The sequence below is a fragment of the Streptomyces sp. CB01373 genome, assembly GCF_002803075.1.
In the GTDB taxonomy this organism is placed as follows: Bacteria; Actinomycetota; Actinomycetes; order Streptomycetales; family Streptomycetaceae; genus Streptomyces.
Genome location: NZ_NNBK01000002.1, coordinates 170,649 through 197,443 on the forward strand (window position 1 = coordinate 170,649; position 26,795 = coordinate 197,443).

Below are 26,795 nucleotides of genomic sequence, written 5' to 3' on the forward strand. Positions count from 1 at the left end.
ATCCGAGGCGTCCGGCTACGACAGGTGGTCCTCCTCCGGCTCCTCCCCGGCCGCGATCCGCTGCCAGAGCCGCTCGGCGATCTCCACCAGCGTTCCCTCTCCCGGTACCCGCCACTGCTTGGGGCCCTGGACCGCGCTCCACTGGTCCTTCCAGTCGGCCTCGTTCCACATCTGGGAGACCAGGCCGGTCGGCGAGTAGCGCCGGCCGTCGGCCTCCCAGAGCAGCGGGGTCTTGCGGTCGTTCACCCAACTGGCGCGACGGCGCCGGGGGTCGGCGTTGAGCCAGGCGCCGATGGCGAGTTCCTCCACGGCGCTAGGGGCATACTCCAGGCGCGTGCCCTCCTCGACCGCGTCGTGGTCGACCAGCAGGCGTACGGTCTGGGGCCTGCGCTGCCGCGTCCGTCCGGAGGTCTTCAGGAGCGCCGCCAGGTTCATGGGGGAGTCCGGTCCGGCACCACGTTCGAGCGTGCCGAGCACTGCCGCCGCCAGGCGCGCGCAGCGTTCCTCGTTCGCGAACGTACTGGTGACGAAGCTCTTGGGGGTGAAGAGGGCGTCGACCATGCTGATGAGGCAGGCCAGCACGGCACGCACCTGGTCCGGGATCTCCGCGAGCACGCCTTCCCAGTCGCCGTCGGCCTCGTCGAACCGTTCCCGCCCGATGCGCTGGAAGACCAGGTGGGCGACGAGGAGGGCCCCGCTGTCCGCGACCGCGGCCGGGCGCCCGGCGAGCTTCGCCCGTGTCGTCGTCAGCTCGTCGCGCACCAGCCGGAACACCTGGACCGCGCGCCAGATCTGCTGGGCACTCGGCTGCTGTCCGAAGAGGCGGGTGTAGGCGCCGCTCGGCCCTTCGCTCCACAGCGCGTTGGTCGAGCCCTTGACCCGGACGGCGAGCGAGGAGTCCCGGTGCATGCAGGCCAGGGCCGTGGCCGCCTCCGTGACCGAACAGCCCGACTCGGGCGCGGGGTCCAGCTCGCCCCGCCGGAAGACGTACTCCTTGTCGAGCGAGATGCGGAAGTCCTTCTGGATCTCGCCCTGAACAGGGTCGATGGCGATGAAGTCCCGCCGCTCCATGTGGTTCTGCGTGTTCGTGGCCTTGGTGATGGAACGGCCGAATCCCTCCGGGGTCCCGTCCAGGGAGATGATGCGCACCATCACGTAGGCCTCCGCGACGGCGTCCGCGTTCTTCTCGTACGCCCGGAACGCGGAGGTCACTGTCTGCGCGCCGTTGACGACGCTGGCGTTGGTCAGGGTGAGGATGGTCGGCTGCCCCACCGCTCTCTTGAAGGGGTACTCCTGCTCGATCTCGTCGCACTGCACCGTGATGCCGTTGTGGCGGTAGAGGAAGCCTTCCGGGTCCTCCAGCATCGAGTCGACCATGGTCTGGTTGACTCCGGTCAGTCCGAGCGAGCGGCGGACGTTGCGGTCGTAGAGACGCTCACCGTGCCCCTCGCCCTCGCCCTTACCTCCGTACCAGCGCGCCAGTTGATCGGCGCTCACCTCGCCGATCACCGCCTTGAACGGGGTCTCGCGGGTGTACCACTCCCGGTTCATGGTCGCCTTGAGCGTGATCGGCTGCGGCTCCAGGTCCTCCCGGACGGCCCGGTGGAAGTCGGCCTGGCTCACCACCCGGTACGCGACGGTCCGTCCGAGTCCGCCGAACTCACGGGCCGCCTCGTCCAGGATGTCGCGGGTCTCCTGGGAGAGGCGGCCGTCTCCCATGAGCGCGATGACCAGGTTCACCTTGCAGGTGGGGAGCTGAAGGACCCCGTGGACACGGTCCGAGAGCAACTGCAGCCGCTCGTTGAAGTGGTCGAGGTCGCGGTTGTCGAGCTTCTTCAGCCCGTGCACCAGCTTGAGGGCGGCCTCCGTGTCGAAGCCGGCCGTCCCCTTGTCCTTCCACTTGGCCTGGATCAGGTAGATCTCGGAACCCGACGCGGAGAACGCCACGCAGTCGATGCCGAAGTCGTCACGGCCGTCGATGACCCCGGCCGCCGCCTCGTCCGAGGTGCAGTCCGTGAGAATCCGGGCCGCCTTCGCGGAGACGGCCCGTGACAGCAGCGCCGTCTCGCGCTCCTTGGGGTCCTTCTTCACGAAATCGTCCATGGAGATCCGGTGCTCGAACTCCCGCAGCAGCGCCTTCCTGATGTGCTGAACCTCCAGCGGCATGTGCTGCCCGCCCTGTGCCATGCGTCCCCCAGCATCGAGGCCTCGACCAAGCTGTCAGTCTAGACACGCCGAGCGATTGGATTCCTGCCAAATAGCCTATTCTATGCGGGCGTTGGTATCGGCTACCGCGCGCTGTGGGTCGAAAGTGACAGGGTGGCGGACCTGTTCGGCGTCCACAGGTCCGTGGAACGTGCGGCTTTTCCAGAGAGCGGGGCTCGAGGCCTGCTCGGCGCCTCTATGTCACAGGCTTCTGTCTCAGGTTTCGACGGTGCTCGAAACCAGCCCACTTCTTGTTCGGTCTTGCACGCGTGCGTACCACGATCCACTCCCGGCGGCTCACTTGGTCTCTTGAGAGGAGGCCCCGGCTTCACGCCCGGGAAGAATCGCATCCTGTGACAGTGGCGCGGAGCGCTCTGGCCGTGCTCGGCGGAGCCTGGCGAACGCGAACGCGTGTACCGGCATTCGCTGATCGGGGTGACAGTGACTGAAGGGGCGTGCGGGCGTGCGAGGGCCGCACGTACGCTCAGTTGGCCGGAGTCGGCTGATCGGAACACGTGGGGGCGGTGAGTGTGGCGGTGGCGCGGAAGGTCGACGGGGGCGGACATGCTCGGTACACCTACCGGTTGCGGGTGTCGGCCACGGCCCGTACCAGGCTGGAGGCGGAGTGGGGCCGGTGCCGGTGGGTGTGGAACGAGTGCGTAGCCCGCTCCGGGAAGGCCCACTGGGACGGGGAGGAGTGCGGTCCGGCCCGGCTGGACCGGATGCTCACTCAGGCTCGTGCAGTGACGCCGTGGCTGGCCGCGGGTGCCTCGGTGCCGCAGCAGCAGACCGTCCGTGACTTCGCCGCATCCCGCACGAAAGCCCTGAAGGACATCAAGGACCGGCTGCCCGTGAGGCGGCGGGCCGGGATGCCCCGGCACAAGAGAAAACACGGTGCCGGCCCGACGCTGAACTACACCCGGCGCGGCTTCCGGCTCAAGGACGGGCGTCTGCATCTGGCGGGCGGAATCGTCCTGACCGTGGTGTGGTCCCGCCCCCTGCCGGCCGATCCGTCCTCGGTGCGGGTGTATCGCGACCATCTCGGCCACTGGTACGCCTCGTTCGTCGTCCCCGCCCCGATCCAGCCGCTGCCCGCCACCGGTGCGGTGATCGGCATCGACTGGGGCGTCAAGGAGACCGTCACCACCACCTCCGACGCCCACGACCTCCCCCACCCCCAGCATGGCCGGAAGGCCAAGGAGAGGCTGTCCCGCTACGACCGGATGATGGCCCGCCGCAGACCCGAGAAGGGACAGGCCGCCTCGAAGGGCTACCGGGAGGCGCAGAAGTGGCGGGCGAAGACCTATGCGAAGATCGCCCGGCAGCGGCAGGACACCGGGCGCAAGTGGGCGAAGAAGGTCGTGCGCGACCACGACGCCATCGCGGTGGAGGACTTCAAGCCGAAGTTCCTCGCCCGGACGTCGATGGCTCGCAAGGCGGCCGATGCCGCGATCGGCGCCACCAAGCAGGCCCTGATCGAGATGGGCCGCAAGCACGGCCGGGATGTGCACCTGGTGCACCCCGCGCACACCACCATGGACTGCGGATCGTGCGGAGCGAGAACCAAGCACGCATTGCCGCTGTCCGAACGCACCTACACCTGCACCGCGTGTGGAGCCGTCACCTCCCGGGACAAGAACTCCGCCCGCGTGATGCTCGTCCGGGCAGGTCTGGACCCGGCTGGTGTCGAGGGCGCAAGACCTCCCGGACCGCTGGTCCGGGAGGCAGCCTGAGCCAGGAATCCCCCGCCTTCAGGCGGGTGAGCAGTCAATTCGGTAACTCCTTGCTTATGAACGCCGCCGGTCTGTCACCCTGTCTTCATCGACCGACCTGATTCGTCCGCACCGCCCGGGGAGCCGCAGATGGGGGCCATTCCCACGCAGCGGGAGACCGTCTCCCGTGCCTCCGATGTGCCCGCGCACGGCACGACGGCGTGCCCTCAGGCGCGCGCGACGCTGCCCCAGGGCTCCCTGGCACCGGGCGCCGCCCGCGCGCTGCTGCGTGCGGCGCTGGCCGAGTGGACGGACCTCGGATTCGAGATCGGCGAGCGGCTGGCCGACGACACCCTGATCGTGGCCAGCGAACTGGTCACCAATGCCGTCGTGCACGCGGGCACCGACGTCGAGCTGACCTGCCGGCTGGAGCCGGAGACCGGCGCCTGCGTGGTCGAGGTGTGCGACCACCACCCTTCGCGCGCTCCCCGCGACCACGGTTCCGGGGCACCGCACGAGACCCCGGAGTACGGCCGCGGCCTGCGGCTGGTCGCGACGCTCTGCGAGGCCTGGGGCGTCACCTACCGGACCGGCGCCAAGACGGTGTGGGCGCGGCTGCCCGCCGAGCCCGGACCGGCGGAGGAGGACGAGGAGGCGTACGGGGCGGAACGTGGCCTCGGCATCGCCGAGGTCCTCGCGCCCGAGCCGCAGCGGTCCGGACGGGACCGCGACTGGCTGGGGCGCGGCGCCCTGTCCTTCCTCGCCGAGGCCTCCGACCTGCTCGCCGGACAGCTCGACGAGGACATGGTCGCCTCGCTCACCGGGCAGTTGCTCGTGCCTCGGCTGGCCGACTGGTGCGCGGTGTGGCTGGAGGACGAGTCCACCGGCCGGTGGGGGTCCTCCCGCTGGAGCGAGGGCGGCGCGGGCTGGAGCGACGTCACCGGCGCGGCCGGGCCGCGGCTCGCCCGGGTCTGGCACGGCAGCGAGAGCCACGTCGAGGAACTGCGCCGGGCCCTGGAGAAGGACCCGCCGCGCCCCACCGACGGCCTGCGGTCCGGGCCCGCCCCCTACCCCTGGCCCGGGGAGGCCCTCGGCCCGCACGCGGCCCACGGCGCGGCGCTGGCGTACCGCCTGATCGCGGGCGGCCGTCCGCTGGGCACGCTGGTCATCGGGCGGACCGGGCTGCTCCGCTTCCCCGACGAGGTCACCGGCCTTGTCGAGGACCTCAGCCGCCGGGTCGCCCTCGCCATCGGCGCGGCCCGTCAGTACGCGCGCCAGGCCACCATCAGCGCGGTGCTCCAGCGCGGCCTGCTGCCCGGCGCGGTCGCCGAGATCCCAGGACTGCGCAGCGCGCTGGTGTACGAGCCGTGCGACAAGGGCGGCCCGAGCGGCGACTTCTACGACCTCTTCCCGGCCGGTGACGGCCGCTGGTGCTTCGCCGTCGGGGACGTGCAGGGCAAGGGCCCCGAGGCCGCCGTCGTCATCGGGCTCGCCCGCCCCTGGCTGCGGCTGCTGGCCCGCGAGGGCTACGGCGTCGCCGACGTCCTGGACCGCCTGAACCAGCTCCTCCTCGACGACGCCACCGAGGCCGCCGACGCCGCCGCGCGCGTCCTCGTGGCGGCCGGCGGGCGCACCCCGCTCCCCGGCGACACCCAGACCCGCTTCCTGTCCCTGCTGTACGGCGAGCTGGTCCCCTTCGACGGCGGGGTGCACTGCACCCTCGCCTCCGCCGGGCACCCGCTGCCGCTGGTCCTCGGACGCGAGGGCGGCGTCCGCACGGTGGCCCGGCCGCAGGCGCTGCTCGGCGTGATCGAGGACGAGACGTACGACTGCGAGACCTTCGAGCTGGGGCCGGGCGACACGCTGCTGTGCGTCACCGACGGCGTCACCGAGCGACGCTCCGGCTCCCGCCAGTTCGACGACGGCGACGGCCTCGCCACGGCCCTCGCCGACTGCACCGGCCTCGACGCCGAACCGATCGCCGAGCGGATCCGCCACCTCGTCCACGACTTCGGCACCGGCCCCCCGGAGGACGACCTGGCCCTCCTGGTGCTCCAGGCCGAACGCGACTGACGAAACACCCGGCCGGGACCAGCCCGCGTGTGCTGGACAATGGAAGACATGCCTTCCGCACTTCCCGATGGTGAGTCCGTTCCCGATGACGGTGCGCTGCCCACGCAGGCCCTTGCCGGGGAGGCCGAGCGGGCCCTCGGGTTCTATCTGCACGTTCCCTACTGCGCGACCCGCTGCGGGTACTGCGACTTCAACACCTACACCGCCACCGAGCTGCGCGGCACCGGCGGGGTGCTCGCCTCGCGGGACAACTACGCCGGGACGCTGACCGACGAGGTGCGCCTCGCCCGCAAGGTGCTCGGCGACGACCCGCGCGAGGTCCGCACGGTCTTCGTCGGCGGCGGCACGCCCACGCTGCTGCCCGCCGAGGACCTGGTGCGGATGCTGGCGGCGATCCGCGACGAGTTCGGTCTCGCGGCCGACGCGGAGATCACGACGGAGGCCAACCCGGAGTCGGTCGACCCGGCCTACCTGGCCGCGCTCCGCGAGGGCGGCTTCAACCGGATCTCCTTCGGCATGCAGAGCGCCCGGCAGCACGTCCTGAAGATCCTCGACCGCACCCACACGCCCGGCCGCCCCGAGGCCTGTGTGGCCGAGGCCCGCGCCGCCGGCTTCGAGCACGTCAACCTCGACCTGATCTACGGCACCCCCGGCGAGTCCGACGACGACTGGCGCGCCTCGCTGGACGCGGCCCTCGGCGCCGGCCCCGACCACGTCTCGGCATACGCCCTGATCGTGGAGGAGGGCACGCAGCTCGCCCGCCGGATCCGGCGCGGGGAGATCCCGATGACGGACGACGACGTGCACGCCGACCGCTATCTGATCGCCGAGGAGACGCTGTCCGCGGCGGGCTTCGAGTGGTACGAGGTGTCCAACTGGGCCACCTCGGAAGCCGGCCGCTGCCTGCACAACGAGCTGTACTGGCGCGGCGCCGACTGGTGGGGCGCCGGACCCGGCGCGCACAGCCATGTCGGGGGCGTGCGCTGGTGGAACGTGAAGCATCCGGGCGCGTATGCGGCGGCCCTCGCGGCCGGCCGCTCACCGGGAGCCGGGCGAGAACTCCTCACGGAGGAGGACCGCCGGGTGGAGCGGATCCTGCTGGAGCTGCGGCTGCGCGAGGGCGTCCCGCTGGACCTGCTGCGCCCGGACGGCCTGGCCGCGTCCCGGCGGGCGCTGTCCGACGGGCTGCTCCAGGAGGGGCCGTACGAGGCGGGGCGGGCCGTGCTCACCCTGCGGGGCCGGCTGCTGGCGGACGCGGTGGTGCGGGACCTGGTGGACTGAGCCACCCGGAGCAGGCGGTCCCCTGGGGGCGCGGTCCCGGCTCGGCTACCCGGGCTGGACTGTGACGAAATCGATCAGTTGCTCGACCCGGCCCAGCAGCTCCGGTTGCAGGTCCTTGTAGGACCGCACGTGGGACAGGATCCGCTGCCAGGCCGCGCCCGTGTTCTCCGGCCAGCCCAGGGCGCGGCACACGCCCGTCTTCCAGTCCTGGCCGCGGGGGACGCGGGGCCAGGCCTCGATCCCGAGCGAGGAGGGCTTCACGGCCTCCCAGACGTCGATGTACGGGTGGCCGGCCACCAGCGCGTGCTCGCCGGTCACCGACTCGGCGATGCGCCACTCCTTGCTGCCGGGCACCAGATGGTCCACGAGGACGCCGAGACGGGCGTCCGGGCCGGGCGCGAACGCCTCGACGATCGACGGCAGGTCGTCGACGCCCTCCAGGTACTCCACGACCACACCCTCGACGCGCAGGTCGTCGCCCCACACCTTCTCGACCAGTTCGGCGTCGTGCCGGCCCTCGACGTAGATACGCCCGGCGCGGGCCACACGCGCGCGTGCCCCGGGCACGGCGACCGAACCGGATGCCGTACGGGTGGGCCGTAGCGGACCGGACGACGGCTTCACCAGGGTGACCGCCCGCCCCTCCAGCAGGAACCCGCCGGGCGTCAGCGGGAACACCCTGTGTTTGCCGAAGCGGTCCTCCAGCGTCACCGCGCCCGCCTCGCAGCGGATCACCGCCCCGCAGAAGCCGGTCCCGGGCTCCTCCACCACCAGACCCGGCTCGGCGGGAACCTCCGGCACGGTCCGCGGCTTCTTCCACGGGGGGTCGAGGTCGGGCGAATACTGGCGCATTCGAGTGACGATAGGGACGGGGCCGTGTCCCCTCAGCGCGACACGCCGAAGCGCGTGGCCAGGGCGTCCCGCTGGGCGCGGACGAAGGCGGCGTCCACCACCGCTCCGTGACCGGGGACGTACAGCGCGTCCTCGCCGCCGAGCGCCAGCAGCCGGTCGAGCGCGGCGGGCCACCGGGACGGCACGGCGTCCGGGCCCGCCTGGGGTTCGCCGGACTCCTCGACCAGGTCCCCGCAGAACACCACGGCCGGGTCGCCCGGCACCACCACCGCGAGATCGTGCGTGGAGTGCGCCGGGCCCATGTTCACCAGCAGCACCTCCCGCCCGCCTCCGAGCCGGAGGGTGAGCAGGTCGCGGACCTCGCGGCCGGGCCGTACCAGGGTGTCCGCCGCCTCCTCGGCCGCCTTGGCGTCCAGGCCCTGGCGCACCGCGTCCCCGCGCAGCTCCGCGCGCTCACCGCTGTCACCGAACACCGCGTCCGCGCCCTCGGCGGCGAAGATCTCCGCGCCGTCGAACACCGCCGCCCCGAAGATGTGGTCGAAGTGGGGGTGGGTGAGCGCGAGATGTGTCACATCACCACCGGCGCGCGCCCGCGCCCAGGCACGCAACCGCGCGCCCTCCGCGTGGCTCGAACCCGCGTCGACCATCAGCGCGGCGCCCTCCCCGACGACCAGCCCGGTCGTGCAGTCCCATCCGGGCAGGCGGCACCGCCCCACCCCGTCCGCCAGCCGTTCCCATTCCAGTTCTTCCCGGGCTTCGTCCCGAGGGGTTTCCCGCGCATCCGTCATGGGGCGACGCTAGCGGTGATGCCCGCCGGGTACGACATCCCGGCCGATCCCGGGTGATCCCGGTCCCGACCTCGCAGGCAGTCGTGGCCCGGCCTTGCCGGGGGCGTACCCGGCGGCCGTACACTGGGCCGGGTAGAGCTGGCACTCCTATGCGCAGAGTGCCAGGCGGGTGGCCGAGGAACGACCCTGGAGGTGTGCGCGATGCTCAGCGAGCGGCGGCTTCAGGTGCTGCGCGCCATCGTCCAGGACTACGTCGGCACCGAGGAGCCGGTCGGCTCCAAGGCACTCACCGAGCGGCACAGCCTGGGCGTCTCACCGGCCACGGTCCGCAACGACATGGCGGCCCTGGAGGACGAGGGCTTCATCGCCCAGCCGCACACCAGTGCCGGCCGCATCCCCACCGACAAGGGCTACCGCCTGTTCGTCGACAAGCTCGCCGAGGTCAAGCCGATGACCGCGCCCGAACGGCGCGCCATCCACCACTTCCTCGACGGCGCCGTCGACCTCGACGACGTGGTGGCCCGCACGGTGCGGCTGCTCGCCCAGCTGACCCGGCAGGTCGCCGTGGTGCAGTATCCGTCGCTGACCCGTTCGACCGTGCGGCACGTGGAGCTGCTGTCTCTCGCGCCCGCGCGCGTGATGCTCGTGCTGATCACGGACACCGGCCGGGTCGAGCAGCGGATGATCGACTGTCCGGTGCCCTTCGGGGAGACCTCCCTGGCCGATCTGAGGGCGCGGCTGAACAGCCGGGTCGCGGGCCGCCGCTTCACGGACGTCCCCCAGCTCGTGGAGGACCTGCCCGACGCCTTCGACGTCGAGGACCGGGGTACGGTCTCGACCGTGCTGTCCACTCTGCTGGAGACGCTCGTCGAGGAGAACGAGGAGCGGCTGGTCATCGGCGGCACCGCCAACCTCACCCGCTTCCCGCACGACTTCCCGCTCACCATCCGTCCCGTTCTGGAGGCGCTGGAGGAGCAGGTCGTACTGCTGAGGCTGCTCGGTGAGACGCAGAATGCGGGCATGACCGTGCGCATCGGTCACGAGAACGCCCACGAAGGACTCAACTCCACGTCCATCGTGTCGGTCGGCTACGGTTCGGGCGGCGAGGCAGTGGCCAAGCTCGGCGTGGTCGGACCGACCCGCATGGATTACCCGGGAACGATGGGAGCGGTACGCGCAGTGGCACGGTACGTCGGACAGATCCTGGCGGAGTCGTAGGTGGCCACGGACTACTACGCCGTTCTCGGCGTGCGCCGTGACGCGTCGCAGGAAGAGATCAAGAAGGCCTTCCGGCGGCTCGCACGCGAGCTGCACCCGGACGTCAACCCGGATCCGAAGACCCAGGAGCGGTTCAAGGAGATCAACGCCGCCTACGAGGTGCTCTCCGACCCGCAGAAGAAGCAGGTCTACGATCTCGGCGGCGATCCCCTCTCGCAGTCCGGCGGGGCCGGCGCGAGCGGCTTCGGGGCCGGCGGTTCCTTCGGGAACTTCTCCGACATCATGGACGCCTTCTTCGGCACGGCGTCGCAGCGCGGACCGCGCTCGCGCACGCGCCGGGGCCAGGACGCGATGATCCGGCTCGAGGTCGAGCTGGACGAGGCGGCCTTCGGCACCACGAAGGACATCCAGGTCGACACGGCCGTCGTCTGCAACACGTGCAGCGGCGAGGGAGCGGCCCCGGGCACCACGGCGCAGACGTGTGACATGTGCCGCGGCCGGGGTGAGGTCTCGCAGGTCACCCGGTCCTTCCTGGGCCAGGTCATGACCTCGCGTCCGTGCCCCCAGTGCCAGGGCTTCGGCACGGTGGTGCCCACCCCGTGCCCGGAGTGCGCCGGCGACGGCCGCATCCGCGCCCGCCGCACCCTGACCGTGAAGATCCCGGCCGGTGTCGACAACGGCACGCGCATCCAGCTCGCGGGCGAGGGCGAGGTCGGCCCCGGCGGCGGTCCGGCCGGCGACCTGTACGTCGAGATCCACGAGCTGCCGCACTCGACGTTCCAGCGGCGCGGCGACGACCTGCACTGCACGGTCACCATCCCGATGACCGCGGCGGCCCTCGGCACCAAGGTGCCGCTGGAGACCCTGGACGGCCTGGAGGAGGTCGACATCCGCCCGGGCACCCAGTCCGGCCAGTCGATCCCGCTGCACGGCCGGGGCGTCACGCATCTGCGCGGCGGCGGCCGGGGCGACCTCATCGTCCACGTCGAGGTCCAGACCCCGACCAAGCTCGACCCCGAGCAGGAGCGCCTGCTGCGCGAACTGTCCAAGCTGCGCGGCGAGGAACGCGCCCAGGGGCAGTTCCAGCCTGGGCAGCAAGGCTTGTTCTCGCGGTTGAAGGATGCCTTCAACGGTCGCTGAGGCGGGGCTGGGGCCGGCCGGGGGGCCGGGGGTTGTCCCCCGGGCAGGCGCGGTCAGCCTGGGCAGCAGGGCTTGTTCTCGCGGTTGAAGGATGCCTTCAACGGTCGCTGACGCGGGACTGGGGTTGTAAGGGGATTCCTCCGGCATATGCCGGAGGTCGCCCGGATTCGGACTCGTCCGGAGGACGTGACAACATGCCGTCATGTCCTCCGCACTGACCGATCTCTTCCCGCACCCGATCGTGCAGGCGCCGATGGCGGGCGGTCCCGCGGTGCCGCCGCTCGCCGCGGCGGTGTCCGACGCCGGCGGGCTGGGATTCCTCGCGGCCGGATACAAGACCGCCGACGGCATGTACCAGGAGATCAAGCAGCTTCGCGGACTGACCGGCCGCGCCTTCGGCGTCAACGTGTTCATGCCGCAGCCGGAGAGCGCCGAGACCGGCGCCGTCGACCTCTACGCCCACCAGCTCGCCGGCGAGCCCGGCTGGTACGAGACCGAACTCGGCGACCCGGAGTCCGGACGCGACGACGGCTACGACGCCAAGCTCGCCGTGCTCCTCGAGGACCCGGTGCCGGTGGTCTCCTTCCACTTCGGCGTGCCCGCCGGCGAGGTCGTGGACTCCCTGCACCGGGTCGGCACCTTCGTCCTCGCCACCGCCACCACCACCGAGGAGGCGCTCGCCGTGGACCGGTCGGGCGCGGACGCGGTGATCGCCCAGGGCGTGGAGGCCGGCGGCCACCAGGGCACCCACCGCGACCTGCAGGAACAGGACGGCGCCGGGATCGGCGTGCTCTCGCTCGTCGCGCAGATCCGTGAGACGGTCGCCCTGCCGATCATCGCCACGGGCGGCATCATGCGCGGCAGCCAGATCGCCGCCGTGCTCGCGGCGGGCGCCAGCGCCGCCCAGCTCGGCACGGCCTTCCTCGCCACCCCCGAGTCCGGCGCGCACAAGCTGCACAAGGAAGCTCTCACCGACCCGGTGTTCCCGCGTACGGAGCTGACCCGGGCGTTCTCCGGGCGGCCGGCCCGCGGACTGGTCAACCGCTTCATGCGGGAGCACGGCCCCTACGCGCCCGCCGCCTACCCGGAGGTCCACCACCTCACCGCGCCGCTGCGGAAGGCGGCCGCCAAGGCGAAGGACGCGCAGGGCATGGCGCTGTGGGCGGGCCAGGGCCACCGGATGGCCCGCGTACTGCCCGCCGGGCAGCTCGTGGAGGTACTGCTCGCCGAACTCGACGCGGCGCGCGCGGCGTTGGCGGCAGGCCCGGCGGCAGGAGGTGACGCGCGATGACCGCGCCGGTGTTCGTCGTCGACGAACTGAAGCTGATCGGCACGGAGTTCGTGCTGGACGGCCCCGAGGGGCGGCACGCGGTCTCGGTCAAGCGGCTGCGGCCGGGCGAGGACGTGGTGCTCACCGACGGCCGCGGGCGCTGGACCGAGGGCGTGGTCAAGGCAGCCGAGGGCAAGGACCGGCTGGTGATCGCGGACTTGGCGGCCCTCGTCGAGGAACCGCCGGAGTCCCCCCGCATCACCGTCGTCCAGGCGCTGCCCAAGGGCGACCGCGGTGAACTCGCCGTGGAGACCATGACCGAGGTCGGCGTGGACGCGATCGTGCCGTGGTCCGCCTCCCGCTGCATCACGCAGTGGAAGGGCGACCGGGGTCTGAAGGCGCTCGGCAAATGGCGCGCCACCGCCCGCGAGGCCGGCAAGCAGTCCCGCCGGGTGCGCTTCCCCGAGGTCGCGGACGCGGCGACGACCAAACAGGTTGCCGCACTTCTGGCCGGAGCCGACTTCGCCGCCGTGCTCCACGAGAGCGGCGAGGAACGCCTGGCCACCGCCGAACTCCCCGCCCGGGGCGAGATCGTGCTGGTCATCGGCCCCGAAGGCGGGGTGTCCCCCGAGGAGTTGGCGCAGTTCCGGGACGCGGGCGCGAAGCCGTACGTGCTCGGGCCCACCGTGCTGCGCACCTCGACCGCCGGTACCGCGGCGACCGCCCTGCTGCTGGGCCGTACCGGCCGCTGGTCCTGATCAGCCGCCTGTCCTGACCGGCCGGGCACGCCCCGAGGCCGGCCGGACGAGCGCGGGCGTGCGGGGCGCGCGCGTGGCCGTATGCGCTCTACCGTCCCGGGCGCGGCGGTGGCAGGCTGCCGTACATGGGGGCATTGAGACGGATTCGGCACCTGCCGCACGGGCGGCGGGTGAGGGCCGTGACGGTGCTCGCGGTGGTCGCCGCGGGCGGCGCCGTCGCATGCGATCCCGGCGGGCTCAACGCGGGTTCGGCGGCGTACACGACCGACAGGACGGCGACGGCGGAACTGAACCGGCGGCACGCTTCCGTGAGTTGGCTCAACTGCACGGGCAGGGACGGCGACGGAGGCCGGACACGCGCGGCGGGAAGTCCGGCGCCTTCGGCGTCCGAGATCACCGTGGTCTCCGTGGACTGCAAGGGCGAGACGAAGGACGGCCGGAGGATCACCGTCACCGGGGAGGTCACCCGGGCCGTCGACGGAGCCTGCGTGCGCGGGGACCTGACCGCCACGGTGGGCGGCAAGGAGTGGTTCCACGTGCGCGGCCTCGGCGACTGCGACGCCACGACCGGGCCGACTTACCGGCCGCCCGTCACCTACCGGCCCACCCAGGGGCAGCCGCAGCCGGGGGTCACGGTGACGGTCACGCGGACGATCTGGTGCCAGGGCGATCCCACCTGCTGGCCCGTGCGCGGCAAGTGAGACCGCACCGCCGCCGGTTCGCGCGCGGGGAGGCCGTTCGCCCCCTGTCCGTGGCCGCCGCCCCTGCGTAGGGTGATCACGTGACTCAGCCCACATCGTCGTCCGCGTCCGTGTCGTCCGCGTCGTCTGTGTTCTCCGCCTCGTCCGCCTCGTCCTCGTATCTTCGGTTCCCCCATCTGCGGGGCGAGTTGGTCGCCTTCACCGCCGAGGACGACGTGTGGCTCGCGCCGCTGGACGGCGGCAGGGCATGGCGGGTCAGCGCGGACAACGTGCCGGTGAACCACCCCCGTATCTCGCCCGACGGCGCCTTCGTCGCCTGGACCTCCACCCGCGACGGCGCACCCGAGGCGCACATCGCCCCGGTCGACGGCGGCCCCGCCAGACGCCTGACGTACTGGGGGAGTACGAGGACGCAGGTGCGCGGCTGGACCCCGGACGGCGAGGTCCTCGCGCTCAGCACCCAGGGCCAGGCCAGCCTCCGCCGCACCTGGGCACGCGCCGTCCCGCTCGACGGCGGACCGGCCACCACCCTGCCGTACGGGCCCGTGGGCGACGTCGCCCACGGCCCGCACACCGTGCTGCTGTCCGCGCCGATGGGCCGCGAGGCGGCCTGGTGGAAGAGGTACCGGGGCGGCGCGGCGGGCAAGCTGTGGATCGACCGTGAGGACACGGGGGAGTTCGTCCGGCTGCACGAGGCACTGGACGGCAACCTCGAATACCCGCTGTGGGTGGGGATGGGGGTACCCCCTGGTCGAGCGGATTCGAGAGCTTGGGGGAGGATCGCGTTCCTCTCCGACCACGAGGGCACCGGAGCGCTGTACTCCTCCCTCGCCGACGGCTCCGACCTGCGCAGGCACACCCCCCTGGAGGGGTTCTACGCGCGGCACGCGGCCACCGACGGCACCCGGGTCGTCTACTCCAGCGCCGGTGAACTGTGGCTCCTCGACGACCTGGACGGCGCCGAGCCGCGCCGGATCGACGTCCGGCTCGGCGGGCCGCGCGTCGACCTCCAGCCCTATCCGCTGAGCGCCTCCCACTGGTTCGGCTCGGCGTCCCCCGACCACACCGCGCGCGGCAGCGCGGTCGCCGTGCGCGGCGCCGTCCACTGGGTCACCCACCGCTCCGGTCCCACCCGCGCGCTCGCCGCCGAGCCCGGCGTACGCACCCGGCTGCCGCGCACCTTCCGCGCCGAGGGCGAGGAGTGGGTGGTGTGGGTGACGGACGCGGAGGGCGACGACGCCCTGGAGTTCGCGCCCGCCACCGGACTCGCGCCCGGCGCGACCCCGCGCCGGCTGGGCGCCGGGCACCTGGGCCGGGTCCTGGAACTCGTCACCGCTCCCGACGGCAGCCGCGTCGCCGTCGCCTCCCACGACGGCCGGCTGCTGCTCGTCGAACGCGAGAGCGGCGAGGTGCGCGAGGTCGACCGCAGCGAGCACGGGGACGTGTGCGACCTCGCCTTCTCCCCCGACTCCGCCTGGCTGGCCTGGTCGCACCCCGGCCCGCGCCCCCTCAGCCAGCTCCGCCTCGCCAACACCACCGACCTGTCGGTCACCGACGCGACCCCGCTGCGCTTCCGGGACCACGCGCCCGCGTTCACCCTCGACGGCAATCACCTCGCGTTCCTCTCCCACCGCTCCTTCGACCCGGTCTACGACGAGCACGTCTTCGACCTGGCGTTCGTCGAGAGCTCCCGCCCGCACCTGATCACGCTCGCCGCAGCGACCCCCTCGCCGTTCGGCCCGCAGCGGCACGGCCGGCCCTTCGAGACGCCCGACAAGGAGGAGACCCCGGACAGCGAGGGCGTCCCGGCGACCCGGATCGACCTGGAGGGCCTGGCCGACCGCATCGTGCCCTTCCCGGTCGAGGCCGCCCGCTACTCGAACCTGCGCGCCGCCAAGGACGGTGTGCTCTGGCTCAGGCACCCGGTGCGCGGAGTCCTCGGTGCCTCCCGCGCCACGCCGGACGACCCCGACCCGAAGACCGAGCTGGAGCGCTACGACCTCCTCCAGCAGCGCATCGAGCACCTCGCCGCCGACGCCGACCACTTCGCGGTCAGCGGCGACGGCAAGCGGGTCCTGCTGTGGACGGACGGCAAGCTGAAGGTCGTGCCCAGCGACCGGCGCGCCTCCGGCGACGAGGACAGCGACTCCAACATCACCGTCGACCTCGGCCGCGTCCGGCAGACCGTCGACCCGGCCGCCGAGTGGCGGCAGATGTACGAGGAGACCGGCCGCGTCATGCGGGACCACTTCTGGCGGCCGGACATGGGCGGCGTCGACTGGGACGGCGTCCTCGACCGCTACCGGCCCGTCCTGGACCGGATCGCCACCCACGACGACCTGGTCGACCTGCTGTGGGAGGTGCACGGCGAGCTGGGCACCTCGCACGCCTACGTCATACCGGCCGGCGGCTACGGGCACGGCACCCGGCAGGGACTGCTCGGCGCGGACATCTCCCGGCATGAGGACGGCAGTTGGCGCATCGACCGGATCCTGCCCTCGGAGACCTCCGACCCGCATGCGCGCAGCCCGCTCTCCGCGCCCGGCGTCGCGGTGCGCGCCGGGGACAGGATCGTCGCGGTCGGCGGCCGGCCGGTCGACCCGGTGGCCGGACCCGGCCCGCTGCTGGTCGGCACGGCGGACAAGCCGGTCGAACTGACCGTCCTGCCGGCCGGCGGGGGCGATCCGCGGCACGCGGTCGTGGTCCCCGTCGCCGACGAGGAGCCCCTGCGCTACCACGCGTGGGTGGCCGACCGCCGGGCCCATGTCCACGAGCGGTCCGGCGGCCGCCTCGGCTATCTGCACGTACCGGACATGCAGGCCCTCGGCTGGGCGCAGATCCACCGCGATCTGCGCGTGGAGGTGGCCCGCGAGGGACTCGTCGTCGACGTCCGCGAGAACCGCGGCGGCCACACCTCACAGCTGGTGGTGGAGAAGCTGGCCCGGCGGATCGTCGGCTGGGACCTGCCGCGCGGCATGCGGCCGGAGAGCTACCCGCAGGACGCGCCCCGCGGTCCGGTCGTCGCCGTCGCCAACGAGTTCTCCGGCTCCGACGGCGACATCGTCAACGCGGCGATCAAGGCGCTCGGCATCGGACCGGTCGTCGGCACCCGCACCTGGGGCGGCGTGATCGGCATCGACAGCCGTTACCGCCTGGTGGACGGCACGCTGATCACCCAGCCCAAGTACGCCTTCTGGCTGGAGGGTCAGGGGTGGGGCGTGGAGAATTACGGCGTGGACCCGGACATCGAGGTGGCCCAGCGCCCGCAGGACCACGCGGCGGCCCTCGACGCCCCCCTGGACGAGGCGATCCGCCTCGCCCTGGAGGCCCTGGAGACAACACCGGCGAAGACTCCGCCCGGTCTGCCATAAGCCGCGGGCATACGTGCCTCCCCCAAGCTCTTCGAGCAGGGGGGACCCCAGGGCGGCACGGGTGGGCGCGGGCGGCACTCCGCAAGCGCCGGGCTGCGCGCCCGCCCCCGCCGGGAAACACCGGGCAACCTGGAAATCAGCGCTCGGTAACATGCCCGTACTGGATCAAACCGAGGAGGCACCGCATGGCAGGGGAACCCCAGGACGACTGCCTGTTCTGCAAGATCGTCGCGGGACACGTCCCGGCCACGATCGTCCGCGAGACGGAGACGACCATCGCCTTCCGCGACATCAACCCCCAGGCGCCCACCCACGTCCTGGTGATCCCCAAGGCGCACTACAAGGACGCCGCGGCCCTCGCCGCCGGGGCCCCCGCCCTCGCCGCGGACGTCCTGCGCGAGACGCAGACGATCGCCGACGAGGACAAGCTGGACAGCTACCGCGTCGTGTTCAACACCGGCTCCGGCGCGGGCCAGACCGTCTGGCACGCCCACGCCCACGTCCTCGGAGGCCGCGGCCTTCAGTGGCCCCCCGGGTAGGCCGTCGTGTCCGTACGTGAACTGGTCGTCCTCGGCACCGCGAGCCAGGTGCCCACCCGGCACCGCAACCACAACGGCTACCTGCTGCGCTGGGACGGCGAGGGCATCCTGTTCGACCCCGGCGAGGGCACCCAGCGCCAGATGCTGCGCGCCGGGGTCGCGGCGCACGACCTGAACCGGATCTGCGTCACCCACTTCCACGGCGACCACAGCCTCGGCCTGGCCGGGGTGATCCAGCGGATCAACCTCGACCGGGTGCCGCACGAGATCACCGCGCACTACCCGCGTTCGGGCAAGCGCTTCTTCGACCGCCTGCGCTACGCCACCGCCTACCGCGAGACGGTCGCGCTCACCGAGGTCCCGGTCGACGCCGACGGCGTCCTCGCGACCACCCCTGCGTACACCTTCGAGGCCCGGCTGCTCTCCCACCCGGTGGAGTCCTTCGGCTACCGGCTGGTCGAGCCGGACGGGCGGCGCATGCTGCCCGAGCGGCTCGCCGCGCACGGGATCAAGGGCCCGGACGTGGGCCGCATCCAGCGCGACGGCTCCCTGGGCGGGGTCCCGCTGGAGGCCGTCAGCGAGGTGCGGCCGGGACAGCGCTTCGCGTTCGTCATGGACACCCGGCTGTGCGAGGGCGTGCACGCGCTCGCCGAGGGCTGCGACCTGCTGGTCATCGAGTCGACCTTCCTCGACGAGGACGAGCCGCTGGCCGTCGAGCACGGCCACCTGACGGCCGGACAGGCGGCGCGGGTGGCGCGGGACGCCGGTGTGCGGCATCTGGTCCTCACCCACTTCAGCCAGCGGTACACCGGGCCCGAGGAGTTCGAGCGGCAGGCACGGGCGGCCGGGTTCGACGGCGAGCTGACCGTGGCGTACGACCTGCTCAGAGTGCCGGTCCCGAAACGGCGCTGACCAGGGACGTACGATGTTCCGATGCCTCTGCCGAAAGCCGAACTGCACCTGCACATCGAAGGCACCCTGGAGCCGGAGCTCGCGTTCGAGCTGGCCGCGCGCAACGGCGTCGAACTGCCGTACGCGGACACCGAAGCGCTCCGCGAGGCCTACCGGTTCGAGGACCTCCAGTCCTTCCTGAACCTGTACTACGAGCTCATGGCCGTCCTGCGCACCGAGCGGGACTTCGATGACCTGGCCGACGCCTATCTCGCCCGGGCCGCCGCGCAGGGCGTCCGGCACGCGGAGATCTTCTTCGACCCGCAGGCCCACCTCTCCCGCGGTGTCGGCATGGACACGGTCGTCGACGGGCTGTGGCGGGCGCTGGGCCGGTGGGGGTCCCCCCGCTCGAGCGAAGCCGAGAGTGGGGGAGAGGAGCGGCACGGTGTCTCCACCCAGCTGATCATGTGCTTCCTGCGCGACGAGTCCGCCGAGTCGGCCATGGAGACCCTGGACGCCGCCAAGCCGTACCTCGACCGGATCACCGGGATCGGCCTCGACTCGGCCGAGGCGGGTCACCCGCCGGCGAAGTTCCGCGAGGTGTACGAGGCCGCCGCCGCCCTCGGGCTGCGCCGCGTGGCGCACGCCGGCGAGGAGGGCCCGCCGGAGTACATCGCGCAGGCCCTCGACGTGCTCGGCGTCGAGCGCGTCGACCACGGGCTGCGCTGCATGGAGGACCCGGAGCTGGTCGCCCGCCTGGTGCGCGACCGGATCCCGCTGACCGTGTGCCCCCTGTCGAACGTCCGTCTCCGCGCGGTCGACACGCTGGCCGACCACCCGCTGCCCGCCATGCTGGACGCCGGCCTGCTGTGCACGCTCAACTCCGACGACCCGGCCTACTTCGGCGGCTACGTCGGCGACAACTTCCACGCCGTGCGCGACACCCTGGCCCTGGGCAAGGACCGGCTGCGCGAACTGGCCCGCAACTCCTTCCTCGCCTCCTTCCTGGACCACGACGAGGAGCGGCGCCGCCGGTACCTCGCCGAGGTCGAGGCGTACGAGTTCCCGTAGGGCCTCTCGCCAACGACCGTTCCCCGCACGCCCGTTGACGGAGCGTGTTCGCGTTTCTAAACTCCGTTCCCATACGTGGATGGCGTCTATGTGGGGAGATGGCCAGGGTGAGTCCGGAGACGAACACCGCGGGTCCGTCCGATGTGGTGCGCAGACTGCGGGACGGGATGGCGCACGGCGTGCTGTCCTTCCCGCTGACGGCGTTCCACGACGACGGCTCGCTCGACCCCGACGGCTGCCGCGCCTACCTGGCCGCCCAGCTCGCCACCGCACCCGGCGCCCTCTTCCCGGCCTGCGGCACCGGCGAGTTCTTCTCCCTGGACGAGGACGAGTACCGCCGGGTCGTCTCGATCGCCGTCGAGGAGGCGGCCGGCCGGGTGCCCGTGGTGGCGGGCACCGGCTACGGCTGGGCGCAGGCCGCGCGGTTCGCGCGCATCGCCGAGGAGGCCGGCGCCGACGCGCTCCTCGTCCTGCCGCACTACCTCGTCGCCGCCCCGCAGGACGGACTGGCCGCCCAGCTCGGACAGCTCGCCGCCCGCACCCGGCTGCCGCTCATCGCCTACCAGCGCGGACAGGTGGCGTACGGCCTGGAGACCTTCCGGCGCATCGCGCGGATCCCCTCGGTCATCGGCCTCAAGGACGGCCGCTGCGACCTCGACGCCCTCCAGCGGCTCACCCTCGCCGCCCCCGAGGGCTTCCTGTTCTTCAACGGCGCCCCCACCGCCGAGATGCAGGCCCGCGCCTACGCCACCGTCGGCGTGGCCGCCTACTCCTCCGCCGTGCACGCCTTCGCCCCCGAGATCGCGAACGCCTTCTTCGCCGCGCTGCGATCCGGCGACGCCGGCTCCGCGGACAAACTGCTGCGCGACTTCTACGTCCCCTTCGTCGAACTGCGCGACCGGGTGCCCGGATACTCCGTGTCCCTGGTGAAGGCGGCCGCCCGGCTGCGCGGCCGCCCCGTCGGACCCGTGAGGGCCCCGCTCACCGAACCCTCGCCCGCCGACCTGGCCGACCTGCGGGAACTGCTCTCCGCGGGACTCGACATCGTGGGAGCCGCCCTGTGACCGGCGACCTGACCGTCAGCGAGGTACGGCTGACCCCGATCCTGATCGCCGACCCGCCGCTGCTGAACACCCAGGGCGTCCACCAGCCGTACACACCCCGCCTGATCGTGGAAGTGGTGACGGCGGACGGCATCACCGGATACGGCGAGACCTACGGCGACACCAAGTACCTGGAACTGGCCCGCCCGCTCGCCGACCGGCTGACGGGACGCCGGATCACCGACCTGAACGGCCTGTTCGGCCTCGATGTCGCCGTGGACGCCTCCCGGGTGGAGAACGCCGTCGACGTGGGCGGGCTGCGCGGCGTCCAGACCGCCGACAAACTGCGCCTGTCCGTCCTGTCCGGCTTCGAGGTCGCCTGCCTGGACGCCCTCGGCAAGGCGCTCGGCCTGCCCGTGCACGAGCTGCTCGGCGGCAAGGTGCGCGACTCCGTCGAGTACAGCGCCTACCTCTTCTACAAGTGGGCCGGGCATCCGGAGGGCGTCGCCTGCGAGAAGGACGACTGGGGCGCCGCGCTCGACCCGGCGGGGGTGGTCGAGCAGGCGCGCGCGTTCACCGAACGCCACGGCTTCACCTCCTTCAAGCTCAAGGGCGGCGTGTTCCCGCCCGAGGAGGAGATCGCCGCCGTACGGGCCCTGGCGGAGGCCTTCCCGGGACACCCGCTGCGGCTGGACCCCAACGGGGCCTGGTCGGTGGAGACCTCCGTGGAGGTGGCCCGGCAGCTCGGGGACGTCCTGGAGTACCTGGAGGACCCCGCCCTCGGCACGCCCGCCATGGCCGAGGTGGCCGCCCGGACCGGCGTGCCGCTGGCCACCAACATGTGCGTGACGACCTTCGCCGAGATCAAGGAGGCTTTCACCTCGAACGCGGTGCAGGTGCTGCTCTCCGACCACCACTACTGGGGCGGCCTGCGCAACACCCAGCAGCTCGCGGCCCTGTGCGCCGCCTTCGGCGTCGGCGTGTCGATGCACTCCAACACCCACCTGGGGATCAGCCTCGCCGCCATGACCCACGTGGCGTCCACCGTGCCCGGCCTCCACCACGCCTGCGACACCCACTACCCCTGGCAGTCGGAGGACGTCCTGACCGAGCGGCTCACCTTCGACGGCGGACGGGTCGCCGTCCCCGACGGCCCCGGCCTCGGAGTCGAACTCGACCGGGACAGGCTGGCCTTCCTGCACCGCCGCTGGGCCGAGGACGACGGCCGGCTGCGCGACCGCGACGACGCGGCGGCGATGCGCGTCGCCGAACCGGGCTGGACCGCCCCGGCGACCCCCCGCTGGTAGGCACGTCGGCGCTCCCCGGCGCGAGCGCCGACGTGTCGTCGGCGCTCTGGTGCACACTGGCCGGACCAGCACCACGCCAGGGAGCGCACCGTGACCGCGTCCAACACGTCCGCCGGAATCTCCGCCGGAGCGGGACCGGAGTACCCGGAGGACCGGGGCGGCCGGGAGTACATCGTCGGGGCGCCGCACACCCACGTCGATCACCCGGTCGACCCGCTGGCCGGACTGCGCTCGGAGGACGATCCGCCCTGGGACGTGTACCTCACGGGCACCGTCTTCCTCGACATCGTCTTCACCGGGCTCGAATCCGCCCCGGTGCGCGGGACCGAGTCCTGGGCGCGCGGGATGGGTTCGAGCCCCGGCGGGGTCGCCAACATGGCGACCGCGCTGGCCCGCCTGGGACTGCGCACGTCCCTGGCGGCGGCCTTCGGCGACGACCACTACGGCGACTACTGCTGGGACGCGCTGGAACAGGGCGAGGGCATCGACCTGTCCCCGTCCGGCACCGTGCCCGGCTGGCACTCGCCGGTCACCGTCTCCATGGCGTACGAGGGCGAGCGCACCATGGTCTCGCACGGCCACGAGCCGCCCCCGGAGGCCGTGTTCCTCCAGGAGGGCGCCCCGGCGTGCCGGCCCCGAGCGCGGGCCGCGGTCTCCTCCCTGACGCCGGGCCGGCGTTCCCCGTGGATCGCCCAGGCCGCGGCCGAGGGCACGCGCATCTTCGGCGACGTCGGCTGGGACGACACCGGCGCCTGGGACCTGGCCTCCCTGTCCGACCTGGAGCACTGCGAGGCGTTCCTGCCCAACGCCGAGGAGGCCATGCGCTACACGGGCACCGGCTGTCCGCGCGCCGCCGCGCACGCGCTCACCGCGTACGTACCGCTCGCGGTGGTCACCCTCGGTTCCGAGGGCGCCTACGCGGTCGACCGGCGCACGGGGGAGAGCGCCGAGGTGCCCGCCATCGCGGTGGAGGCCCTGGACCCGACCGGCGCGGGCGACGTCTTCGTGGCCGGCTTCGTCACCGGCACCCTGGCCGGCTGGCCGCTGGCCGACCGGCTCGCCTTCGCCGGTCTCACCGCCGCCCTGTCCGTGCAGGAGTTCGGCGGCTCCCTGTCGGCCCCCGGCTGGTCCGAGATCGCCGCCTGGTGGCGCCGGGTGCAGTCGGTCGAGGGCCAGGACCCGGCGGCACTGCGGCGGTACGCGTTCCTGGAGGCCCTGATTCCCGAGGCGAGCGTCGAGCCGTGGCCGCGGCGCCGGGCCGTGCCGACGATCGGGTTCCGCAGGCCGGCGTGACCGGCGCGGTCGCGTGCCGAGCCGCCCGCGACCTGGCCGGGAAGGTCGTTGACAGGCGACGTCCGCCGTCCGATCATCGGCGCGACCGAGCACGGTGAGGCAAGCAGCTCCGGCCTCCTGACTCCCACCGTCGAAGGACACGCGTCGTGCGCAGACCATCACGCAGCCCCGGAGTGCTCCTCGCCGTCCTCGGCCTTGTCCTCGCGCTGCCCGTTGCGTTGACCGCGCCGGAACCGGCCCGGGCGCGGACGCTGACCGGGACCGCCGCCGACCCGCACGCGCCCCGGCTCACCCACTCCCCGGACCAGCTCACCCTGACCGTACCGGCCGACCGCACCACCCCCGGTTACGCATTACGGGTGACGAGGAATCAACTCGCCCTGAAGACCACCCGTTCGGGCGGCACGGTTCTGGCCACCGCGGGCGGCGGCACCGGAGCACTGCGCTTCCGGACCGCCGGCACATGGCGGCACGCCACCCGCGTCACCGACTGGACCTGGAAGAACGGCACGCTCAGCCTCATCGCCGCCACGACGGCGCCCGGCGCCACCGTACGGGCCCGCGTCACCCCGTCCGCCGACCGCTACCGGCTCGACTGGCAGGTCGTCGGCGCCGCCCCCGAACGCCTCGGCCTCGCCTACGACTTGTCCTCCGCCGGCCACTGGTACGGCCACGGCGAGACCCGGACCCCGCACGGCGGCCCCGCCACCGACCAGCCCTGGCCGCTCGACAGCGGGCAGGTCGCCGACCCGGCCTTCGGGCCCGCCTCCTACTACATGGTCGACCCGTTCTGGTACACGTCCTCCGCGGCCGGACTGCACGTGGACACCGGGCACGTCATGAACGTGGCCATCAACCAGGACGAGGACGGCCTCGGCCGCTTCGACATCGAGTCCGCGGACCCCTACCGGGCCACGGTCTTCGTCGAGTCCACGCCGCTGGAGGTCTACCGCGACTACGTCGGCGTCGTCGGCAAGCCGGACAAGAGCGACGCCACCCCGCGGCAGTACGCCGAGCCGGTGTGGAACTCCTGGGCGCAGTTCTACACCCACGTCGACCAGGCGAGGCTCCTCGGCTACGCGCAGGACCTGCATGACCACGGGATCACCGGGCACACGCTCCAGCTCGACGACAAGTGGGAGTCCGACTACGGGAACATGACCTTCGACCCGAAGGCCTACCCGGACCCCGGGGCGATGTCCCGCCGGATCCACGGCCTCGGCTTCGACTTCGGCCTCTGGGTGACGCTGTGGATCAACCTGGACTCCGACCAGTACCGGTACGCGGCCGACCACGGCTATCTCCTGGGCACCGCCGCCGATCCCGCCGAGCCGTGCCGGGTCACCTGGTGGAACGGCACCGCCGGGATCGTCGACCTCGCCAACCCGGAGGCCAGGGCCTGGTACGAGGGCCGGCTCCGCGGCCTGATGAGCACCTACGGCGTCGACGGGCTGAAGTTCGACACGCGCTTCTTCGACGAGCGGTGCGTTCCCCACGCCGGTCACCAGCCCACCGACTACCAGCGCCTCGGCGCTCAGCTCGCCGACGAGTTCGACCTCCAGGGCGTCGGCATCCGCGTCCACTGGGACACCACCGCGCACCGGGCCGGGTTCGTCACCCGTCAGCTCGACAAGGGCACCGGGTGGAACTCCCTGCGGGCCGCCGTGACGCAGAACCTCGCCATCTCCACCATCGGCTACCCCTTCGTGACCACCGACATGATCGGCGGCTCCAGCGGTCAGCCCGCCCCCACCGGTCAGGTCCTGGTCCGCTGGGCCCAGGCCGCGTCGCTGATGCCGCTCATGTACTCCTCCACGTCACCCGTCGACACCGTCGATGTGACGACCGGCCGGAAGGTGGTGTACGACGCGCGGACCGCAAGCCTCTACCGCGAGGCCATCGCCCGCCACGGCCGCCTCGCCCCCTACATCCGCGACCAGGTCAGGAACACACTGCGCACCGGCGACCCGATCATGCGCCCGCTCTTCTTCGACTTCCCGCACGACGAGCGGGCGTACACGATCACCGACGAGTGGATGCTGGGCCCCGCGATCCTGGCGGCCCCCCAACTGACCGACGCCCCCAGCCGCCCGGTCCACCTGCCCCCGGGCACCTGGTACGACGTGACCCACGCCCGAACCCTGCAGGGCCCCCGCACCCTCCCGGCCTACACGACCCCCCTGAACACGACCCCGGTCTTCATCGACCTGAACGCGAAGGATGCGAAGAAGGCCCTGGGTGCCCTGACCGGGACTCTCAGAAGCCGAGGCGGCGCAGCTGCTTGGGGTCCCGCTGCCAGTCCTTCGCGACCTTCACGTGAAGGTCGAGGAACACCGGTGTCCCCAGCAACGCCTCGATGTGCTTGCGGGACTTGATCCCGACTTCCTTCAGCCGCTTCCCCTTGGGGCCGATGATGATGCCCTTCTGGCTCGGCCGCTCGATGAACACGTTGGCGTGGATGTCGAGCAGGGGCTTGTCCGCGGGCCGGTCCTCACGGGGCAGCATCTCCTCCACCACCACCGCGATGGAGTGCGGAAGTTCGTCCCGCACACCCTCCAGCGCCGCCTCCCGGATCAGCTCGGCCACCATGACCTGCTCGGGCTCGTCCGTGAGGTCGCCCTCGGGGTAGAGCGCGGGCCCCTCGGGCAGCAGCGGGACGAGCAGGTCGGCCAGCAGGTCCACCTGCTTGTTCGCCGTCGCCGACACGGGCACGATCTCCGCCCAGGTGATCCCCAGCTCCTTGCCCAGCTGGTCGATCGCGATCAGCTGCTCGGCGAGCGCCTTGGAGTCCACCAGGTCCGTCTTCGTGACGATCGCGACCTTGGGCGTCTTCTTGATGCCGGCCAGTTCCTTGGCGATGAACCGGTCACCGGGGCCGATCTTCTGGTCGGCCGGCAGGCAGAAGCCGATCACGTCGACCTCGGCCCAGGTGGTCCGTACGACGTCGTTCAGCCGCTCTCCCAGCAGGGTGCGCGGCTTGTGGAGGCCCGGTGTGTCCACCAGGATCAGCTGTGCCTCCGGGCGGTGGACGATGCCCCGCACGGTGTGCCGCGTCGTCTGCGGCCGGTTCGAGGTGATCGCCACCTTCTGCCCGACCAGAGCGTTCGTGAGGGTGGACTTGCCCGCGTTGGGGCGGCCCACGAAGCAGGCGAAGCCGGCCCGGTGGGAAGCCGCGACGGACTGCTCGGATGACTGGTTGCGAACGCTCATGGCGCCCATTGTCCCTGATCGACAAGCCCTGTCTGTACCACGGTGGTACGGGCCGCCCCGGCCGGAGCCCCG

Annotated in this window: 20 protein-coding genes; 16 read left to right on the forward strand and 4 right to left on the reverse strand. The window is 72.5% G+C overall.

Annotated features, from left to right (window positions below; translation table 11 throughout):
* Window positions 1-15 precede the first annotated feature (15 nt).
* Window positions 16-2,187, reverse strand: a complete 2,172-nt coding sequence (locus CG719_RS03045; RefSeq protein WP_100566894.1) for an AIPR family protein — start codon at window positions 2,185-2,187, stop codon at window positions 16-18.
* Window positions 2,188-2,741: 554 nt separating this feature from the next.
* Between CG719_RS03045 and CG719_RS03050 the strand changes: the two genes are divergently transcribed.
* The 3 genes from CG719_RS03050 (at window position 2,742) to hemW (ending at window position 7,271) form a co-directional block, all read left to right on the forward strand.
* Window positions 2,742-3,938, forward strand: a complete 1,197-nt coding sequence (locus CG719_RS03050) for an RNA-guided endonuclease InsQ/TnpB family protein (RefSeq protein WP_100567176.1) — start codon at window positions 2,742-2,744, stop codon at window positions 3,936-3,938.
* A 129-nt stretch (window positions 3,939-4,067) separates the two neighbouring features.
* Complete coding sequence (locus tag CG719_RS03055) at window positions 4,068-5,990, forward strand: SpoIIE family protein phosphatase (protein ID WP_100566895.1); 1,923 nt, start codon at window positions 4,068-4,070, stop codon at window positions 5,988-5,990.
* 48 nt (window positions 5,991-6,038) lie between these two features.
* Window positions 6,039-7,271 carry a radical SAM family heme chaperone HemW gene (gene hemW / locus CG719_RS03060; protein ID WP_100566896.1) on the forward strand — a complete coding sequence of 411 codons (1,233 nt, stop codon included), beginning with the start codon at window positions 6,039-6,041 and terminating at the stop codon, window positions 7,269-7,271.
* 45 nt (window positions 7,272-7,316) lie between these two features.
* On the opposite strand, the gene CG719_RS03065 is transcribed toward hemW, so the two are convergent.
* Together CG719_RS03065 and CG719_RS03070 are read right to left on the reverse strand one after the other, a co-directional pair.
* Window positions 7,317-8,123: a DUF3097 domain-containing protein gene (locus CG719_RS03065; protein WP_100566897.1), complete on the reverse strand. Its 807-nt coding sequence runs from the start codon at window positions 8,121-8,123 to the stop codon at window positions 7,317-7,319.
* A gap of 32 nt (window positions 8,124-8,155) precedes the next feature.
* On the reverse strand, window positions 8,156-8,911 hold the full coding sequence (locus CG719_RS03070; RefSeq protein ID WP_100566898.1) for an MBL fold metallo-hydrolase: 756 nt from the start codon (window positions 8,909-8,911) through the stop codon (window positions 8,156-8,158).
* Between the two features lie 201 nt (window positions 8,912-9,112).
* Here CG719_RS03070 and hrcA point away from each other — a divergent pair, with 201 nt between their 5' ends.
* The 13 genes from hrcA (at window position 9,113) to CG719_RS03135 (ending at window position 25,888) form a co-directional block, all read left to right on the forward strand.
* Window positions 9,113-10,129 carry a heat-inducible transcriptional repressor HrcA gene (hrcA, locus tag CG719_RS03075; RefSeq protein ID WP_100566899.1) on the forward strand — a complete coding sequence of 339 codons (1,017 nt, stop codon included), beginning with the start codon at window positions 9,113-9,115 and terminating at the stop codon, window positions 10,127-10,129.
* On the forward strand, window positions 10,130-11,269 hold the full coding sequence (dnaJ, locus tag CG719_RS03080; protein ID WP_100566900.1) for a molecular chaperone DnaJ: 1,140 nt from the start codon (window positions 10,130-10,132) through the stop codon (window positions 11,267-11,269). It begins immediately after the preceding gene.
* Between the two features lie 202 nt (window positions 11,270-11,471).
* Complete coding sequence (locus CG719_RS03085; protein ID WP_100566901.1) at window positions 11,472-12,560, forward strand: nitronate monooxygenase; 1,089 nt, start codon at window positions 11,472-11,474, stop codon at window positions 12,558-12,560.
* Window positions 12,557-13,297 (forward strand): 16S rRNA (uracil(1498)-N(3))-methyltransferase, encoded by a 741-nt coding sequence (locus tag CG719_RS03090; RefSeq protein WP_100566902.1) that lies wholly within the window; start codon window positions 12,557-12,559, stop codon window positions 13,295-13,297. The genes CG719_RS03085 and CG719_RS03090 overlap by 4 nt, the downstream gene beginning before the upstream one ends.
* Window positions 13,298-13,422: 125 nt before the next feature.
* Window positions 13,423-13,998, forward strand: a complete 576-nt coding sequence (locus tag CG719_RS03095) for a hypothetical protein (RefSeq protein ID WP_376492940.1) — start codon at window positions 13,423-13,425, stop codon at window positions 13,996-13,998.
* Between the two features lie 188 nt (window positions 13,999-14,186).
* Window positions 14,187-17,369 carry a S41 family peptidase gene (locus tag CG719_RS03100; RefSeq protein WP_199836511.1) on the forward strand — a complete coding sequence of 1,061 codons (3,183 nt, stop codon included), beginning with the start codon at window positions 14,187-14,189 and terminating at the stop codon, window positions 17,367-17,369.
* Window positions 17,370-17,554: 185 nt separating this feature from the next.
* Complete coding sequence (locus CG719_RS03105) at window positions 17,555-17,908, forward strand: histidine triad nucleotide-binding protein (RefSeq protein WP_100566904.1); 354 nt, start codon at window positions 17,555-17,557, stop codon at window positions 17,906-17,908.
* Between the two features lie 6 nt (window positions 17,909-17,914).
* Window positions 17,915-18,820, forward strand: coding sequence for a ribonuclease Z (locus CG719_RS03110; protein WP_100566905.1), 906 nt, complete (start codon window positions 17,915-17,917; stop codon window positions 18,818-18,820).
* A gap of 21 nt (window positions 18,821-18,841) precedes the next feature.
* On the forward strand, window positions 18,842-19,870 hold the full coding sequence (locus CG719_RS03115) for an adenosine deaminase (RefSeq protein ID WP_100566906.1): 1,029 nt from the start codon (window positions 18,842-18,844) through the stop codon (window positions 19,868-19,870).
* A gap of 98 nt (window positions 19,871-19,968) precedes the next feature.
* Entirely contained in the window at window positions 19,969-20,934 is a 966-nt protein-coding gene (locus tag CG719_RS03120; protein ID WP_100566907.1) for a 5-dehydro-4-deoxyglucarate dehydratase, read from the forward strand.
* On the forward strand, window positions 20,931-22,220 hold the full coding sequence (locus CG719_RS03125; protein WP_100566908.1) for a glucarate dehydratase family protein: 1,290 nt from the start codon (window positions 20,931-20,933) through the stop codon (window positions 22,218-22,220). The genes CG719_RS03120 and CG719_RS03125 overlap by 4 nt, the downstream gene beginning before the upstream one ends.
* Window positions 22,221-22,391: 171 nt before the next feature.
* Window positions 22,392-23,513 carry a carbohydrate kinase family protein gene (locus CG719_RS03130; protein WP_234375409.1) on the forward strand — a complete coding sequence of 374 codons (1,122 nt, stop codon included), beginning with the start codon at window positions 22,392-22,394 and terminating at the stop codon, window positions 23,511-23,513.
* 146 nt (window positions 23,514-23,659) lie between these two features.
* A complete protein-coding gene (locus tag CG719_RS03135) occupies window positions 23,660-25,888 on the forward strand; it encodes a glycoside hydrolase family 31 protein (RefSeq protein ID WP_234375390.1) in 2,229 nt (742 codons plus the stop codon).
* Here CG719_RS03135 and era read toward each other — a convergent pair.
* Window positions 25,770-26,723: a GTPase Era gene (era, locus tag CG719_RS03140; protein ID WP_199836491.1), complete on the reverse strand. Its 954-nt coding sequence runs from the start codon at window positions 26,721-26,723 to the stop codon at window positions 25,770-25,772. The genes CG719_RS03135 and era overlap by 119 nt on opposite strands.
* Window positions 26,724-26,795: the final 72 nt, after the last annotated feature.

Coding starts and splice junctions, on each gene's coding strand:
- CG719_RS03045 (WP_100566894.1), bottom strand. CDS start 2,187: ATGGCACAGGGCGGGCAGCACATGCCGCTGGAGGTTCAGCACATCAGG.
- CG719_RS03055 (WP_100566895.1), top strand. CDS start 4,068: ATGGGGGCCATTCCCACGCAGCGGGAGACCGTCTCCCGTGCCTCCGAT.
- hemW (WP_100566896.1), top strand. CDS start 6,039: ATGCCTTCCGCACTTCCCGATGGTGAGTCCGTTCCCGATGACGGTGCG.
- CG719_RS03065 (WP_100566897.1), bottom strand. CDS start 8,123: ATGCGCCAGTATTCGCCCGACCTCGACCCCCCGTGGAAGAAGCCGCGG.
- CG719_RS03070 (WP_100566898.1), bottom strand. CDS start 8,911: ATGACGGATGCGCGGGAAACCCCTCGGGACGAAGCCCGGGAAGAACTG.
- hrcA (WP_100566899.1), top strand. CDS start 9,113: ATGCTCAGCGAGCGGCGGCTTCAGGTGCTGCGCGCCATCGTCCAGGAC.
- CG719_RS03085 (WP_100566901.1), top strand. CDS start 11,472: ATGTCCTCCGCACTGACCGATCTCTTCCCGCACCCGATCGTGCAGGCG.
- CG719_RS03090 (WP_100566902.1), top strand. CDS start 12,557: ATGACCGCGCCGGTGTTCGTCGTCGACGAACTGAAGCTGATCGGCACG.
- CG719_RS03095 (WP_376492940.1), top strand. CDS start 13,423: ATGGGGGCATTGAGACGGATTCGGCACCTGCCGCACGGGCGGCGGGTG.
- CG719_RS03105 (WP_100566904.1), top strand. CDS start 17,555: ATGGCAGGGGAACCCCAGGACGACTGCCTGTTCTGCAAGATCGTCGCG.
- CG719_RS03115 (WP_100566906.1), top strand. CDS start 18,842: ATGCCTCTGCCGAAAGCCGAACTGCACCTGCACATCGAAGGCACCCTG.
- CG719_RS03120 (WP_100566907.1), top strand. CDS start 19,969: ATGGCCAGGGTGAGTCCGGAGACGAACACCGCGGGTCCGTCCGATGTG.
- era (WP_199836491.1), bottom strand. CDS start 26,723: ATGAGCGTTCGCAACCAGTCATCCGAGCAGTCCGTCGCGGCTTCCCAC.